The sequence below is a fragment of the Enterobacter sp. Bisph1 genome, assembly GCF_000814905.1.
In the GTDB taxonomy this organism is placed as follows: domain Bacteria; phylum Pseudomonadota; class Gammaproteobacteria; order Enterobacterales; family Enterobacteriaceae; genus Kosakonia.
In genome coordinates, this window is sequence record NZ_JXAG01000052.1 from 21,166 (window position 1) to 35,816 (window position 14,651).

Genomic DNA, 14,651 nt, shown 5'->3' on the forward strand with positions numbered 1-14,651 from the left:
CGATGTGGGCACAACTCTATCGATAAACTCCCGTTATGACAACAACTATTTATATATCAATGAATTAGCATATGCATGTGTATTCCATTGCATACAATGCGCGACAAAAGTCTTCCGACTCATAACGTAAAAGGAGCTCATTATGCCGAGCCTGGGCGACCCGTTACTGGTCTTTACCGATGTTGAGGGCACGCTGCTGGATAGCCACACCGGCGACTGGCAACCCGCAGCCGAGTGGCTTGCGCGCTTGCGCCAGCAGAAGATTCCGCTGATCCTGTGTAGCAGCAAAACCGCTGCAGAAATGATTGCGCTGCAAAATATGCTGCAGCTGCAAGGGCTGCCATTTATTGCTGAAAACGGCGCGGTGATCCAGCTGGACGAACGCTGGCACGATCACGAAGATTACCCAAGAATTATTACCGGTTCGCCCCATGCAGAAATTTCCCGCGTATTAACCCAATTGCGTAAAAAACACGGCTGGAAAATGACGACATTTTCAGAGCTGGATGAGCACGTGCTGGCAGAGCTAACGGGTCTTACGCCTGCGCAAGCGAGCCTTGCGAAGCTGCAGGAAGCATCGGAAACGCTGATCTGGCGCGATAGCGATGAAAATATGGCTGGCCTTGAGGACGCACTCACACAGTTGGGGCTGCGTATTGTGCAGGGCGCGCGCTTTTGGCACGTGCTGGATGAGCAAGGTGGGAAAGATCAGGCCCTCAACTGGCTTGCGCGGCAATATCGCCATTATACGGGAAAACGCGCCACCACAATTGGGCTGGGGGACGGCCCAAATGATGGGCCGTTACTCGACAATGTTGACTATGCGGTGGTGGTGAAAGGGCTTAACCGCCAGGGCGTACCGTTACGCCAGGATTCTCCCGCGCGGGTGTACCATACGCAGCAGGAAGGCGCGGCCGGCTGGCGCGAAGGCATGGATCACCTGTTTGCCACCTCATCGCCGGAACAGACCTGATTGCGACCTTCATTTTTAGCCCTATATAAACGCCTGTCTGCAACGGATTGCAGATGCTCAAAAGCGTAGTTATTACATTCTTCTACATCGCTTACGCCGAGGGAAACGGTGATACGTAACGTTGTACGTTTGTGAATCAGGATCTCTTTCGTGCCAATCCGTTCACGGATATTCTCGGCAACGAGTCTTGCCTGCTCCAGGGTACTTCCCGGCAGCAAAATACAAAACTCTTCTCCGCCCACCCGCCCGGCGACATCTTGCGCACCGATGCTATTGCTAATAATCCCGGCGGCATGGGATAACACCAAATCACCCGCCTGGTGCCCGAATCTGTCGTTGACGCTTTTGAAATGGTCCAGATCGAGCTGAATGACCGCGAAAGGCTGTTTATTGACCCGTGCGTCTTCCGATAACCGCTTCGCCTGATCAAAAAACGATCCCCGGTTATAGAGGCGCGTCAGCGGGTCGAACCAGGCCTGCCACTGCAGCGTGTGCTGCATGGTATAAAGGTTGTTGACCATCCTACGGATAATCACCCAGGAAAAGAGCACCATGCCGGTAAACAGCAGCCACAGTAGCGACAAGGCGATGCTGATGCGGCCAAAATCCCCGGCGATACCTTCGGGCAAGGCGTGAATACGCAGCAGGGTGCCGCCAAAATAGTGAAGCTTTTGCCAGCTTACATAGCGGGTTCCCAGGTTGATGCCACCGGCAGGCTGTTGCGCCATTTTGGCCTGCAGCTTTGCCCGCTGCGCACTGTCTAACGCCCTGCTGGCTATCTGCAGCGGCTGCGTACTGGTCAACAGGTTGAAGTGGTTATCGTAGAGCAGGTATTCGCCGCCGTCCTGCTGCTGCCTGGTGGTGATCAGCAGCGGTTTGATAGTGCTAACCGGAAAGCTCATCGCCAGCACGCCGTACCAGTACTGTTGATAATCAAGCGGCACGCTGGCAGCAACATAACTATCACTTTCCGGGTTATTTACGATGGTGAACCAGCGTACGCCGCGCGCGCGATTTTCCTTCTGCTGTTGGCCGCTAAACCAGGGCCGCGCTAACAAACGATAGTAGGTCGTGATAATGTCCTGCTCACGTTTAACATCGCGCGTAGAGAGGAAAAAGCCCGCGCGGGAGAGATACCATGCCTGACGCGGCAGCATTGAGTTGTCATAAGAGAGGCGGAATAAGTAACCCAGCTCCATCGCCGCAGAGAGCTCATTATGGATTCGGCTATCGTCGCGGTTCAGCAGTTCACTCTGTTCGACTAACCTGTCAGAAACGCCATAAATCGGCAGCGTCCGGTTGTTATCCAGCCCAATCTGCCAGTAGGGTAACGCACGTTTCTGATCGAAAGCGGTTTGCACCGTGTTTAACACGGCAAATCCCAGCGGAGTTTGTAACGCCGCCTGCATACCGTTTCGCAAGAAGAGTAACCGGTCGACACCGACCTGGATGTGCATATCCAGCGCATTACTGACGTTTTCCAGCGCGCTACGCTGGCTACTGACGTAGGCACCCTGCAGGACAATCACTTCCCGCCAGGTCAGGAGCGTAGAGCAGGCTAGCACTATCACGAAGCAAAGGTTCACCACCCGAGCCGGAATAAAAAAGCGCTGGAGCTGTTTTAACGACCTGGGCTGTTTTACGACACGATTCTGCCGCACAGGGGCTCCCGGATATGCTGACTAATACTATTTCGCCCCACCCACGATCGACCCGGCAATAAAAACGCCCAGCAATGCCGGGCGTTTCGATGGTTATGCTTCTTCGTGAATCCGCCGCCTGTCGCCAGGCTTAAGTTCATCTTCACGAAAGGCTTCCCGTTTGACGCCGTAACCGTCATACCATCGGCACTCAACCATACCGCTGGCATATCCGGTAACAATCATGAGCGGACCACCCTTTTTACTCTGCACTTCATCGCTGACCAAAAAGACCATTGTTGCCTCCGGTATCAGGGCGAAACTTTCTCACCTTAGACGAAGTTATTGCAGTTTGCGTAATCCACAGCGTGAGATTTTATTTTTCACCGCCACGTAAACGTTCCACTCCTTTCATGAAGAGAACGACCACGGTGCCAATCAAAAAGCCCAGTACCAGGTTTGCCACCATCGGCGTCAGCGCTTGCACCAGCGCAGGCTGGCTGGCGGCGAAATGTTCGATGGCGTGGTGTAACGGCGCGATGCCATGCACCACAATACCGCCGCCGACCAGAAACATGGCCAACGTACCGACAACCGAGAGGATCTTCATCAGCCAGGGCGCGGCGAAAAGCAGCACTTTTCCCAGCCCTTGCGCCAGCGCGCTCTTTTTCTCCGCCAGCCAGTAACCCATATCATCGAGCTTAACGATAATGCCCACCAGCCCGTAAACACCGATGGTTACCACCAATGCGATGCCCGACAGAATCAGTACCTGATTGAGCAAAGGCGCGTCGGCCACAATCCCCAACGTAATAGCCACAATCTCGGCAGAAAGAATAAAATCCGTGCGTACGGCACCTTTGATTTTGTCTTTCTCGAACTGCTGCGGATCCTCCGCCGCCAGCGCTTCCAGCCTCTGCTGGCGCGCTTCGGGGCTCTCTTTATGCTTGCGTGCTTCGAAGGTGTGCAGCACTTTCTCTACCCCTTCAAAGCATAAAAACGCGCCGCCCACCATTAACAACGGCGTAATAGCCCACGGAATAAAGGCGCTGATCAGCAGCGCCAGCGGGACGAGGATCACCTTATTGAGCAGTGAACCGCGCGCCACGCTCCACACCACCGGCAGTTCACGGTTAGCGCGAACGCCCGTTACCTGCTGGGCATTGAGAGATAGATCGTCACCCAGCACTCCGGCGGTCTTCTTCGCCGCCAGTTTGCCCATCACTGAAATATCATCCAGCAGCGTGGCAATATCATCGAGTAAGGTTAATAAACTACTTCCTGCCAAAATATCTTCCTTATAAATGTATGGTGTAACGCTAGACAGTATGAGTGAAAAAGTCTTCGACGAAAATCACCTCTTTGAGTCAACAAAAATTTAACACTTATTACGCAATTAACCACTCGCCAGGCCAATAGTTTTCACGTTTACTATAAGCACATTATCTTTTGCTGTGGTGGGTTATGCGTTTCAGGCAGTCATTACCGCTTATTGGCGCGCTTTTCGCGCTGTATGTAATTTGGGGTTCCACGTACTTTGTTATTCGTATTGGGGTTGAGAGTTGGCCGCCGTTTATGATGGCGGGTACGCGTTTCTTATCCGCCGGGGTCATTCTGATCGGCGTGTTGCTTCTCACCGGCCATAAGCTTCCGCCGCTGCGCCCGCTGCTTAACGCCGCGCTGATTGGCGTGCTGCTGCTGGCGGTGGGCAACGGTTTTGTAACCGTCGCCGAGCACCAAAATGTCCCTTCGGGCATCGCTGCCGTGGTGGTGGCTACCGTGCCGCTGTTTACCTTGTGCTTCAGTTACTTTTTCGGCATTAAGACGCGAAAACTTGAGTGGCTGGGTATCGCTATCGGCCTTGCGGGAATTATTTTACTTAATAGCGGCGGTAACTTAAGCGGCAATCCGTGGGGCGCACTGTTGATTCTGGTGGGTTCCTTAAGCTGGGCGTTTGGCTCGGTGTATGGCGGGAGAATTGAATTGCCATCGGGCATGATGGCCGGAGCGATTGAAATGCTGGCCGCAGGGATTGTGCTGCTGATCGCCTCGGCACTCAGCGGAGAACGTTTGCATGCGGTACCGCCGCTTTCCGGCTTTTTGGCCGTCGGTTATCTGGCGCTGTTTGGCTCAATTATCGCTATTAATGCCTATATGTACCTGATACGCAACGTTTCCCCGGCGGTGGCAACCAGCTACGCTTACGTTAACCCTGTTGTCGCCGTGCTGCTCGGTACCGGCTTTGGCGGGGAACATCTCTCATCCGTGGAGTGGCTGGCGCTGGGCATCATCATTATGGCGGTGGTGCTGGTGACGCTGGGCAAATATTTACTTCCGGCGCGCCCGATGGTTACGCCTTGTGATGTGAAGAAGTAACCGTCCCGGCATGAATCCCTTGAGTGTCGATCTGCGCAGTCTGTTGCCCTTCGCAGATCCACTCTTCCAGCCGCTCGCACAGCGCCGCCTCACTCAGCTTTAAGCGCCCGCGCAACGCGCATTCCCAGACAATCAAAACCCGCCAGCCCTGTTCCAGCAATAGCGCCGTATCGCGCGCGTCGCGCTGCACATTTTTGCCAATCTTCTCCAGCCAGAAATCCGTGCGCGTGGCCGGCACTTTGAACAGATAACAATCGTGATGATGCCAGAAACAGCCGTGAGTGAAGATCACGCAGCGATAGTCGTCGAGCACAAAATCAGGCCGCCCCGGCAAAGCGGCATCCTGTACACGAAAATCAAGTTCCAGGGAGGTTAAGCAGGCGGCAAGCCGCTTTTCTATCGCCGTATCGCGGGTGGCGATAGCGCGCATATTCTTGCTGCGGGTAGCTTTATCATGGACATCGGCCATCGCGCTTCTCCCTCAAGCTTCGTGAAAGCTAAAACGGTGCAGAACCTCTTCATCCAGGCGTAGATGATCGCCTTGCAATTCAGCGCTGAGCTTCGCCATAAACTGCACCATAAAATTGGCGTTATGCTCAGCGAGCTGGCGCCCTCTTTCGGTCTGCATGGTGGCCGGTAACTTCAACAGCTTGCAGCGGAAATGATCCAGCGCGAAGGCTTTATCATCAAGTTCACGTTTGGCAGCAAAAGGATCGTCGCCATCAAACAGGGCCGCGCCCAGCGCACCGGAGACGGCAAAGACGCGCGCCAGACCAATAGCCCCTAACGACTCGAGTCGATCGGCATCATGCACAATCTTCGCTTCTGGCGTTTGCGGCGCGATCCCGGCGCTAAAGCTGTGTGCTTCGATAGCATGACGGACGCCGGACACTGCACTGGCGGGAAAATCCGGGAAGGCGCTGGCAAGAATCTCAGCGGTTTTCTCTGCCGCCAGTACGGAGGATTGATGTCGCTGCGGGTGATTTTTGGCAAAGCTGGCAATGTCATGGAAGTAACAGGCGGTAAGCACCACCAGCGCATCAGCCTGCTGGCCCTGCATTAAGTGTTGCGCCGTTTTCCAGACGCGGGAAAAGTGGGAGATATCATGGGCGGCGTCGCCCTGGTGAAAATGCTGTGAAATCCAGTGTTCAAAACGGTACTGCCACTCAAATACATTCATGCTTCTTCCCGTCGAATATTACCTGTTTCAGACCTCCGGTGCCTGTGGGCGCGTGTACCAGGCAATAGCCCCCAGTATCGAACCGACAATGGCTAACACCAGCATGCCGAACAGCGTATGCAACCCGCTACCGGTGATGGTTTTTCCCACACCTGGATTAAAGCCGATGGACGCGCTCATCTGGCTAACCGGCCAGATATCATTAAGCACCGACCAGACAGAATAGGTGCAAAAGATCCAGAATACCCAGAGCGCAAGCTTACCACCGAGGCTGCGATCCACTTTATCTTCCATAACGTTTTTTCCACATTGATTGAGGGATGATGAGATTGAAATCTCAGAAAAAAAGAGGTGACGAGATTTTCATCATATCTGTTGGTGACGGGTTTGAAAGATATATCAGTCTGACTGACGCGTACGGCAACCTGCAGGGCGAGAGAATACCACCGGGTGCGATCGGCACCGGCGTAATAGGGAAACGGAACGCAGAGGGTTAGAGGTCGTTCGAAGGCGGGTTTACGGGGCGCGGGAAAACGACAAAATTTAATGTTACAAGCTGGGATGATTTCTATCGCTTATGTTAAGTGAAGATTATAAAGTGGGCAAATGCAGGAGTGGAAAAGCAACTGTGACGGGAGTCGTTGAAAGCGAAGCGCGTAACTGTTTGAATAATGGCGGAGAGAGGGGGATTTGAACCCCCGGTAGAGTTGCCCCTACTCCGGTTTTCGAGACCGGTCCGTTCAGCCGCTCCGGCATCTCTCCGTTCAGATGGTTGCCATCATGCCAGGTAATTTGGCATTTTAACAGACCCTGTCCCGTTAAATTGGTTCAAGTGGCGAGTTTGCGAGCAAAACGATGATTAAGTGGCCCTGGAAAACAAGGGATTCTGTTGAAGATGCAGAATACCCGTGGGAAGAAGCGTTAAAAGCCCCTGTGTTAGCAAATTTGTCGTCGGAAGAGCAGGTAAAACTTGTTCATTTAGCCGAACGCTTTTTGCAGCAAAAACGTCTGGTCCCGCTGCAGGGATTCGATTTAGATGCGCTGAAAAGCGCGCGCATCGGGCTACTGTTCTGCCTGCCGGTACTGGAACTCGGCCTTGAGTGGCTGGATGGTTTTCATGAAGTGCTGATCTACCCGGCTCCCTTTATTGTGGATGACGAGTGGGAAGACGATATTGGGCTAGTGCACAATCAGCGCATCGTTCAGTCCGGACAGAGCTGGCAACAGGGGCCGATAATTCTTAACTGGCTGGATATTCAGGACTCTTTTGACGCCTCTGGCTTTAACCTGATTATTCATGAAGTGGCGCACAAGCTGGATATGCGCAATGGCGATCGCGCCAGCGGCATTCCGCTCATTCCCCTTCGCGAAGTGGCCGGCTGGGAACATGATTTGCGCGCCGCGATGGATAATATTCAGGATGAGATCGACCTGGTTGGTGAAAGTGCCGCCAGCATTGACGCTTACGCAGCCACCGATCCGGCGGAGTGTTTTGCCGTGCTCTCCGAGTATTTCTTTAGCGCACCTGAGCTGTTTGCACCCCGTTTCCCGGCGTTGTGGCAGCGATTTTGCCACTTCTACTGTCAGGATCCCTTAAGCCGGCTGCGTGGGCAGACGGGAAGCGACACAGGTGGCTGGAAGATACATTAAATAGCCGCCTGTCTTTTAATTAGGCAATTGAATCAGTGTGTTAATTTTACTATTGACACTCCACTACGGGGCCAGTAGTATGCGCCCCGTTCACACGATTCCTCTGTAGTTCAGTCGGTAGAACGGCGGACTGTTAATCCGTATGTCACTGGTTCGAGTCCAGTCAGAGGAGCCAAATTTAAAAAGCCTGCTTACGAGCAGGCTTTTTGCTTTGTGATTTCAGCGATTCTCCTGCCCGCTTTTAATCTGATGCAGCGCGTAAATCTGCGCCAGCAGATGCTGTTCAAGCTGCCTGATCTGTTGCTGGCGTTCAGGCGATGCGGCAGGCTGCAGGCGAATCTGCCGCAGCTGATCTTCCGTCGGCCGGGTCTGCTGAAAGCGGGTCATCATGTTGAAGACCGCAGATTTTAGCTCGCTGACGGTGAGGTATTTTCCCTTCTGCCGGTCAAGTTCATTCAGCCTGTCGCCCAGCGTCTGCAGTTGCGTCATACCTTCGTGCCAGCCCGTGAGGGTCTTTTCCGGCAGAATATTCACCGCAACCTGCTTCTGCCAGCGCTGTTGTAGCTGCTGAACCCGCTCATCTTCCGGCCACAGGGCCTGTGCCTGCGCAATTATCTGTTGCCCATATTGCAGCCGCCAGTCCGGCGCTAGCTCGGCAACGTTATCCAGTTGCATGGCGGCTCGCGTTAGCCACGCCTCGGTTTCCGGTAACGTCCCGGTGCGCTTAATCAAGGCAAGTTGATCTTCTGTTAAGGCGACCGGCAGCTCCGCCAGCGAGCGACCCAATGCGCTGCTGGCATCATCCGTGTGCGGCAGACTTTGCCAACCCCACGCAGACAGCGCGCCGATGATAAATGCGCTCGCTATTGCACCGACAAACGGTAGGCGCCTTGCGCGCTTTTCATGCACTGTCGGCAGCTCAATGGCCTGCTCTTGATTTATTTGCGGCTCGGGATGAATGACATAAACCAGTCGGTGTTCGGTAACAGTATGCGACGGCTGTTGCACAGCCAGCGCCTGCGGCGGGATGGCGACAGGTAATGGGTTCGCATCTTCTGGCGCAGATTTTTCAAGACGGGCGGCCATCTGCTGAATCTGTCGGGCAAGCACATCGAGCTGACAAACCTGTTTTAGCTCATGGCGAGCCAGACCGTCATTCAGTGCGCTAAGCAGTTTTTCACTCTGATAGAGATCCTGCAAATCCTGGCGCGCCAGCGTCAGCGTACGAAAAACTTTTTGCAGGCGCTGGTTAAGACCAGAAAGGATGTCGACACGTTGTGCCACCGGCTGGGGCCACATCACGGCCCACTGATAACTCACCAGTGCGCTCACCAGCATCAGGCCTTCGTTCATGCCTTGAACGGCGGCGATATGCGTACGCGCGAGGGTGTACCAGCCTGCGGTTTGCAGGTCGACGCCGTTAATTTCAAATAGCGAAAGACAGTATTTCTCAACCTGCAGCCAGCTGATATCCGGGCGCGCCGGATGGGACAGTTTACTCACTTCTTCACGCAGCGCCGCGTAATCAGCGAGGGCGCGTGGGTCACTGCCGGTTTTAATATTTCGCGAGGGAAAGTCATTCATGACCAAATTTCCATTAAAGGTTTATTTAACCCACTGTTTGATTCCGGAGGCGGATAAAGCGTGGCCGTTAAGACACGGGGCTATTTTTAGCCGCGTCCGATTAAAGCCCTGCGCATCACCGCCTGAACAAGCAGCTGATAAATTTCGCAGGGCTTTCGCTTTATCAAGATGATTAGGGAAATAAAACGGCTCAGGGCAGCAGATTTTCAATAACGTTAAAGAAAGTCTCTTCGTCGAAAATACATGTCGACCGGGAAGGATCGCTGTCTAAAATAGACGACCACCCTTTTGTATTGCCGGTTCGCATAAATAAACGCCCCAGCGGGCGGGCTTTGCCGCTGGTGTGAAGAGTGATTTCCACGCATCCCGTCACGCCGTGGCCGTATAAAAATAGCGGAGTGAATTTTATTGTTCTCTCTTCGTGGCGCACTAAAATCGCCGAAATGCTAAATGTACCGCCCTCGACCAGCAGATCGGAAACAGACGCGTTTGCGGTTTCCGCCTGCAGCCCGGTATCTGCCACCCAGTCGCTCATCTGTTCAAGCAGCTGTTCCATCTGGTAACGAAACGCGGCGACATCGGCCTCGCTCTGGCTTTTAAACGCAGACGGAACGGTGTGACGGGTTTGAAGTTTTTTTAGAAACTGTGATTTTGCTGACATGAAATAACCAAAACTCCGTGGTTGATGGCAGGACTTAGATTTGCGCCTTATTGTCGAGATAGTGCTGCTGCTTAAGATGACGCAATAACACCCGCCCTTCCGGCATAAAGTCGGTGCCGTAGCGCACGAGGCCAATGCCTTTAAGCTCGGCATCGATGGCGTAGCGCAGTTCGCCAGGCGTTGTCTGATCCAGCAGTACGACATCAATTTTTTTCAATCTCGGCTCGTACTTGAGCAGCACGGCTGACAATGTGCTAATCAACTGATGGGCGGTACCGGGCATTCCTTGCAGAATGCGCGACATATCCGGCAGGCCGTAATCAGGAAGATGCGCCAGCGTACCGGCGCGGCAGTTGAGGATGCGCTGCATATTGTCGAGGACGGAAAGGATCAGCTGGTTTTCTTCGCTTACCTGGTGGAGATCAAGCCCGCCAGCTACGTTGCCGTAGAGCATTTCGTACAGAGAGGGGCGCGGCATTTTACCTGCTCTCCTGCGGTTTCAAGGTCAACCGATTATTACCTGCTTCGATAATGCGTGGAGTCTCAGGATCGAGGTCGTCCCGAGTAAGTACCACACGCCAGGTGTCATTTGTTTGGTCCGGCGCAATAAACATTGCAGCCACAGCTACGAACTGCGCGGCCTCATCCAGGGGCATGTCCACGATTACGGCACCGCCAGGCGGTAAGCGGATATCTTTCTGCGCTACCACATCAGACTTTATTACCTGGCTGTCGTAGGCAAATAGCGACGGGTAATCCGTACTGTCAAACACCTTTCGATCTTTCAATTGGTAAATTCTGATCACCGTAGACAGCGGCACGCCTCCGGCGTTGTTATTAACGGCTTCGCGCGCACGAATATCGAGATGCAACGTTTTGACCTGTTTAAAAAACATGGACTTTGTCACAGCCACCGTTCCATCTGTCACTTTTTGTGTCAGACCACAGCCTGAAAGTGATAAAACCAGCGCGATGATGGCCAATCCGAAACGGGCCTTACCAGCGGTAATCACCATTTTCATCGGTCTCCTTTCGTTTAATATTTTCCTGAACGCGCTGAAAACGGCCCAGATTGATAGTGAGCATTCGACATTGCCCTGGAAGGCTCGCCGCCAGCGATTTCATCACCGACGTACGACCCAGCTGTGGGCTATTCGGGGCTGCATTACAGCTCAGCCGCGCATCCGGCAGAAGGTTGCGATCCACACAAAGTTGCAGACGAACCTCCAGACGACTGCCGAGCCAGACGTGAAGTAAACCCAGCAAGTCAGTATGTAGTTCTCCACCCGGCAGCCAACCCTGCGCTTCAAGAGCATCTGAGGTTGAAAGCTGCAACAGCACCTGACCATTCACGTCAGTAGCATGATTCCCCATTACCGGTCGGCCATTCAGACTGACCGGCTTTTTTACGCTCATGGTCAGAGGGGTTTTAAGATAAATACGCCGCTTGTCATGCTGCCAGACGCGAGCGTGGGTTGCAGGGGCCAGTAGGCTAACCAGCGAAGTAATCCCTTCTTCTGTGCGCCCCGGCAAGAACATCACAGGTAATAACGCAAGGAATCGTGACACCGGCGTGGCTATATTTCTGGCAGAACCGGGAATACCGAGTCCGACTAACCCAAGTAAATAGCGAGAAGTATTGTCCTCTCCCCCTTCGACGAAATTATTGGGCCATGAGTATTTACGCCAGATGCGGTAAAACTGAGCGATAAGCCGATGATTGAAAATATCAAGAAAATCCGTCGTCGCTTCATGCCCCTCCCGCTGCTGTACGATGTCATCAATATAGTGCGTTGGCAGCGGTGACTCGACGCCGTACAGCCCCATGAAGGTGACGCGCACAGTTGGCGGCAAATGCGCCTGCTCCGCTACTTCTGCGCCTTTGATTTCGCTGGCCGGGAATCCCATTCCGGGATGAGGCCGGAAACGCACTGGCTCCTGACGCACTTGCCAGCTGCTGCCGATAACCGGCGCACCGGGCTGACTCTGTTCAAGTAACTGACCAAAACGGTAAAAACTGATGTAGGGCAGTTGATCGCGATACTGCGATATCAACCTGGCAGACGCGGGCTGTGATTCTCTTTCCACCGGATGCATTTTCCTTCTGGCTGAACAATTAACGTGAGCTGATTGAACTGGTTCATATCGGTATACAAAGCCAGGAAGCGGTTAAGCATCTCGCCAAATAGATGAATGTCACCTTCACCAGTAAAACCGTTACTATCAATCGTCACTTCCACATCAAGCCCTCTGAGTAAAAACCCGCTTTCAAAACGCTGTATACGGTGATGATCTACCGCGAGGATGGCGTCGAGTCGGCGATGATTCATTTCATCCTCTTGCCAGTTGTAAAGCGCCAACGTACCGCGCAGCACTTCCGCACTGCTCATAATATTGATAAAGCCGGTGCCAAGGTGGCTCATCACTCGCCAGTGAAAGCGATCTTCAGCGGGCGGATAGACCGGAAGAGTGGGTTTGCAAAGGTTACGTACACTCACCCTTGTCTGTAATGTCTGTTCACAGCGATCTAGCAGAGTACTGGTGAGCGCCCGGCGGGGAAGTTGGCCGTTGGTGCCAGTGATACGTAACGATACCGTTTCCCGTTCAGCCATTCTTTCAGTTTCCCATTGCTGACCGCCAAGGATAAGCCAGGTGTCATGCATCCCTGTTACGCCGCGTTTAACCCGGGTATGGTAGTAACGTTCCGGCGCTTCCCGTCGCAGCATTCCGCCCCGGTGCCGAAAACTCGTGAAAGGCACATACTCAGCGCTGCCGGTACGGCCCGAACCCGTTACCCTATCTACTGAATAAATTTCTGTATGTCCGTCCTGCAGGCGTTTAGGGCGCAATAAATATTCGCTCTCCAGCCCACTGATGGTCAGCGGATCGGCTTCCAGAGTAAAAAGGTTAATTACCGGAACGCAGTGCAGACGTAGCGCCTCGTTCGTCACTGGCAAATCAGAAGGCCACTGCTGATTCAGTACTACCTCGATATCAAAGCCTGCCGTTCCCGGTGGGAGAGTCACTTTCTCAAGCCCGTTGAGATGAACGAACATAAATTTTTCCCGGAAGGTAAAGTACTCCAGCAACAGTTGATAACCGCTGAAGGCGCTCTCTCCTTTAGGCCACAGGCGGTCTTCTTCGGCAAATCCACCGGGGGAAAACCAACCGTCTATGCGTATCCGCTCCTGTTGCCCGCGCAGACGCAGATACATAGAGGCCTGCCGTTTGGTCAACATAAGATGCAGAGCGCTACTGATCGGCGCATCGGCCGCCAGGTACAAGCTCAGGCGTTTCAGATCCGCCTGCGACCAGTCCGCCTGGGTACTGCAGGCAAAGCTAATCCGTAAAAGCGAGCGACCATCCGGCTCCGTTGTCATGATCACCTGCTCAACTTCCATTGGATTAAGCGGCATAGCGCGGGTAGTGCGATAACGACAGACAGTATTTTTAGGTCCTACGGGCCGCGAGCTGATTTCCAGCCCGGCGGGCGCAATCTCGGCCATTTTCATTGCCGACAACTGCGGTGTTAGGGCTACTACTGATAAAGACGGGATGGTGCGCAGATAATGAGGCCAGAGCATACTGACCAGACTTTCGGTTAACTCCGGCAGATCATCATCGATTTTCTGCCGCAGGCGACCCATGGAAAAGGCAAATCCTTCGAACAGGCGTTCAACGTAGGGATCGGGGGAACCCGCTTTGTCGAGGTCAAGCAATGCTGCCCGATCGGGATGTGTTTGTGCGAACTCTCGCCCGGCTTCCCGCAAATAGCGCATCTCGGCGTCATAATAACGCAGGGTTAAATCATCCATAATTTTTTAATTTCTGCTTTAGGTGAATAATTAATAAAGATGTAAAGAAAATTAATTAGAGAGCAAAAACAAAGGAATAAGAAGTATATCACCCACCACAGTGACCGGTGTCATAATCACGTTAAATGCGAGCTTTCCGCCATTAAAATTATTGCCTATTCGTTGTGTCAAAAATCTGACGCGATAATTATTATCAAGTGAAGCCTCACCGTTTATCGCACCGCCAAAGCGCTTTTTATCTATTACAATGCCTTCAACTTCAATTGTCCGAAAGTAATATCCCTCTTGCTTTGTAAAAGCGGAGTTGACCAGGGTGGCTTCTTCCTGAGCCGTTAGCAACGATGCGGGCTTCCGCGTTTTTATCTTAACAAACTGGTGGAACGCACCATTGCCAAATCCTACATAATCGTATTTTAAGTAGAATTCTAAATACTTATTATTTGTGATTGATGTAAGAGGTATGGTTTTCATAAGCGAATTTAAAGAGAGTAAGACATCACCATTCCGGGTGACAAAATAGATATTTTTTTCGCCAATAAAACCAATCCCTTTTGAGGGCAAATCAATTTTTTCCTGCTGCCCCGTAGAAGACTGCGTACTCATTTTTACGTTGTTATATTCGAATGTTGAATGGATTTCATCCGTATACGCTTCAACTATTGTGTGAACCGCACGCTCATTCGGGTTATTAAGCATCCACAGGAGCTGCGTGCAGCCGCTTATTAATGTCAAGGATACCAATAAGGATAACAGATAGAATTTTTTAAACATA

General features: G+C 52.8%; 16 protein-coding genes and 2 tRNA genes. 4 read left to right on the forward strand and 14 right to left on the reverse strand.

Features of this window, described 5'->3' with window-relative positions:
• Positions 1 to 142: 142 nt before the first annotated feature.
• On the forward strand, positions 143 to 973 hold the full coding sequence (locus RW65_RS19420; protein WP_039058480.1) for a mannosyl-3-phosphoglycerate phosphatase-related protein: 831 nt from the start codon (positions 143 to 145) through the stop codon (positions 971 to 973).
• Here RW65_RS19420 and dgcQ read toward each other — a convergent pair.
• From dgcQ to RW65_RS19435, 3 genes are all read right to left on the reverse strand, one after another.
• A complete protein-coding gene (dgcQ, locus tag RW65_RS19425) occupies positions 937 to 2,634 on the reverse strand; it encodes a cellulose biosynthesis regulator diguanylate cyclase DgcQ (RefSeq protein ID WP_039058481.1) in 1,698 nt (565 codons plus the stop codon). The two genes, RW65_RS19420 and dgcQ, sit on opposite strands and share 37 nt — an antisense overlap.
• A 93-nt stretch (positions 2,635 to 2,727) precedes the next feature.
• Positions 2,728 to 2,910, reverse strand: coding sequence for a YodC family protein (locus RW65_RS19430; RefSeq protein ID WP_039058482.1), 183 nt, complete (start codon positions 2,908 to 2,910; stop codon positions 2,728 to 2,730).
• 79 nt (positions 2,911 to 2,989) lie between these two features.
• A complete protein-coding gene (locus tag RW65_RS19435) occupies positions 2,990 to 3,901 on the reverse strand; it encodes a DUF808 domain-containing protein (protein ID WP_039058483.1) in 912 nt (303 codons plus the stop codon).
• Positions 3,902 to 4,077: 176 nt separating this feature from the next.
• On the opposite strand from RW65_RS19435, the gene yedA reads away from it, so the two are divergent.
• Positions 4,078 to 4,989, forward strand: coding sequence for a drug/metabolite exporter YedA (yedA, locus tag RW65_RS19440; protein ID WP_039058484.1), 912 nt, complete (start codon positions 4,078 to 4,080; stop codon positions 4,987 to 4,989).
• Here yedA and RW65_RS19445 read toward each other — a convergent pair.
• From RW65_RS19445 to RW65_RS19460, 4 genes are all read right to left on the reverse strand, one after another.
• Complete coding sequence (locus RW65_RS19445) at positions 4,964 to 5,458, reverse strand: very short patch repair endonuclease (protein WP_039058485.1); 495 nt, start codon at positions 5,456 to 5,458, stop codon at positions 4,964 to 4,966. The two genes, yedA and RW65_RS19445, sit on opposite strands and share 26 nt — an antisense overlap.
• Positions 5,459 to 5,470: 12 nt before the next feature.
• Entirely contained in the window at positions 5,471 to 6,169 is a 699-nt protein-coding gene (locus RW65_RS19450; RefSeq protein ID WP_039058486.1) for a phosphohydrolase, read from the reverse strand.
• A gap of 27 nt (positions 6,170 to 6,196) precedes the next feature.
• The gene (drpB, locus tag RW65_RS19455) at positions 6,197 to 6,463 is read right to left on the reverse strand and encodes a cell division protein DrpB (protein WP_039058487.1); all 267 of its coding nucleotides are present in this window, start codon (positions 6,461 to 6,463) and stop codon (positions 6,197 to 6,199) included.
• A 378-nt stretch (positions 6,464 to 6,841) separates the two neighbouring features.
• A tRNA-Ser gene (locus RW65_RS19460) sits at positions 6,842 to 6,931 on the reverse strand.
• Between the two features lie 93 nt (positions 6,932 to 7,024).
• Between RW65_RS19460 and mtfA the strand changes: the two genes are divergently transcribed.
• Both mtfA and RW65_RS19470 read left to right on the forward strand, forming a co-directional pair.
• Positions 7,025 to 7,819, forward strand: coding sequence for a DgsA anti-repressor MtfA (gene mtfA / locus RW65_RS19465; protein ID WP_039058488.1), 795 nt, complete (start codon positions 7,025 to 7,027; stop codon positions 7,817 to 7,819).
• A 99-nt stretch (positions 7,820 to 7,918) separates the two neighbouring features.
• Positions 7,919 to 7,994, forward strand: a tRNA-Asn gene (locus tag RW65_RS19470).
• Between the two features lie 44 nt (positions 7,995 to 8,038).
• Here the strand turns inward: RW65_RS19470 and RW65_RS19475 are convergent.
• The 7 genes from RW65_RS19475 to RW65_RS19505 all read right to left on the reverse strand — a co-directional run bounded on the left by RW65_RS19475 (position 8,039) and on the right by RW65_RS19505 (position 14,650).
• Complete coding sequence (locus RW65_RS19475) at positions 8,039 to 9,403, reverse strand: VasL domain-containing protein (protein WP_039058489.1); 1,365 nt, start codon at positions 9,401 to 9,403, stop codon at positions 8,039 to 8,041.
• A 190-nt stretch (positions 9,404 to 9,593) separates the two neighbouring features.
• Positions 9,594 to 10,064: a hypothetical protein gene (locus RW65_RS19480; protein WP_039058490.1), complete on the reverse strand. Its 471-nt coding sequence runs from the start codon at positions 10,062 to 10,064 to the stop codon at positions 9,594 to 9,596.
• 34 nt (positions 10,065 to 10,098) lie between these two features.
• Positions 10,099 to 10,542: a type VI secretion system baseplate subunit TssE gene (gene tssE / locus RW65_RS19485; protein WP_039058492.1), complete on the reverse strand. Its 444-nt coding sequence runs from the start codon at positions 10,540 to 10,542 to the stop codon at positions 10,099 to 10,101.
• Position 10,543: 1 nt separating this feature from the next.
• Positions 10,544 to 11,080, reverse strand: coding sequence for a type VI secretion system lipoprotein TssJ (gene tssJ / locus RW65_RS19490; RefSeq protein ID WP_197058914.1), 537 nt, complete (start codon positions 11,078 to 11,080; stop codon positions 10,544 to 10,546).
• The gene (gene tssG / locus RW65_RS19495; RefSeq protein WP_039058494.1) at positions 11,061 to 12,161 is read right to left on the reverse strand and encodes a type VI secretion system baseplate subunit TssG; all 1,101 of its coding nucleotides are present in this window, start codon (positions 12,159 to 12,161) and stop codon (positions 11,061 to 11,063) included. Before tssG ends, tssJ begins: the two co-directional genes overlap by 20 nt.
• Complete coding sequence (tssF, locus tag RW65_RS19500) at positions 12,116 to 13,879, reverse strand: type VI secretion system baseplate subunit TssF (protein WP_039058495.1); 1,764 nt, start codon at positions 13,877 to 13,879, stop codon at positions 12,116 to 12,118. The genes tssG and tssF overlap by 46 nt, the downstream gene beginning before the upstream one ends.
• Positions 13,880 to 13,930: 51 nt before the next feature.
• On the reverse strand, positions 13,931 to 14,650 hold the full coding sequence (locus RW65_RS19505) for a YidX family protein (protein WP_039058496.1): 720 nt from the start codon (positions 14,648 to 14,650) through the stop codon (positions 13,931 to 13,933).
• Between the last annotated feature and the right edge of the window lies 1 nt (position 14,651).

Excerpts from the sequence above, each read along its gene's own strand:
- RW65_RS19475 (WP_039058489.1), bottom strand. The coding sequence starts at position 9,403 with ATGAATGACTTTCCCTCGCGAAATATTAAAACCGGCAGTGACCCACGC.
- RW65_RS19420 (WP_039058480.1), top strand. The coding sequence starts at position 143 with ATGCCGAGCCTGGGCGACCCGTTACTGGTCTTTACCGATGTTGAGGGC.
- RW65_RS19480 (WP_039058490.1), bottom strand. The coding sequence starts at position 10,064 with ATGTCAGCAAAATCACAGTTTCTAAAAAAACTTCAAACCCGTCACACC.
- tssE (WP_039058492.1), bottom strand. The coding sequence starts at position 10,542 with ATGCCGCGCCCCTCTCTGTACGAAATGCTCTACGGCAACGTAGCTGGC.
- tssJ (WP_197058914.1), bottom strand. The coding sequence starts at position 11,080 with ATGGTGATTACCGCTGGTAAGGCCCGTTTCGGATTGGCCATCATCGCG.
- mtfA (WP_039058488.1), top strand. The coding sequence starts at position 7,025 with ATGATTAAGTGGCCCTGGAAAACAAGGGATTCTGTTGAAGATGCAGAA.
- tssF (WP_039058495.1), bottom strand. The coding sequence starts at position 13,879 with ATGGATGATTTAACCCTGCGTTATTATGACGCCGAGATGCGCTATTTG.
- yedA (WP_039058484.1), top strand. The coding sequence starts at position 4,078 with ATGCGTTTCAGGCAGTCATTACCGCTTATTGGCGCGCTTTTCGCGCTG.
- drpB (WP_039058487.1), bottom strand. The coding sequence starts at position 6,463 with ATGGAAGATAAAGTGGATCGCAGCCTCGGTGGTAAGCTTGCGCTCTGG.
- RW65_RS19445 (WP_039058485.1), bottom strand. The coding sequence starts at position 5,458 with ATGGCCGATGTCCATGATAAAGCTACCCGCAGCAAGAATATGCGCGCT.
- RW65_RS19505 (WP_039058496.1), bottom strand. The coding sequence starts at position 14,650 with ATGTTTAAAAAATTCTATCTGTTATCCTTATTGGTATCCTTGACATTA.
- RW65_RS19450 (WP_039058486.1), bottom strand. The coding sequence starts at position 6,169 with ATGAATGTATTTGAGTGGCAGTACCGTTTTGAACACTGGATTTCACAG.
- tssG (WP_039058494.1), bottom strand. The coding sequence starts at position 12,161 with ATGCATCCGGTGGAAAGAGAATCACAGCCCGCGTCTGCCAGGTTGATA.
- RW65_RS19430 (WP_039058482.1), bottom strand. The coding sequence starts at position 2,910 with ATGGTCTTTTTGGTCAGCGATGAAGTGCAGAGTAAAAAGGGTGGTCCG.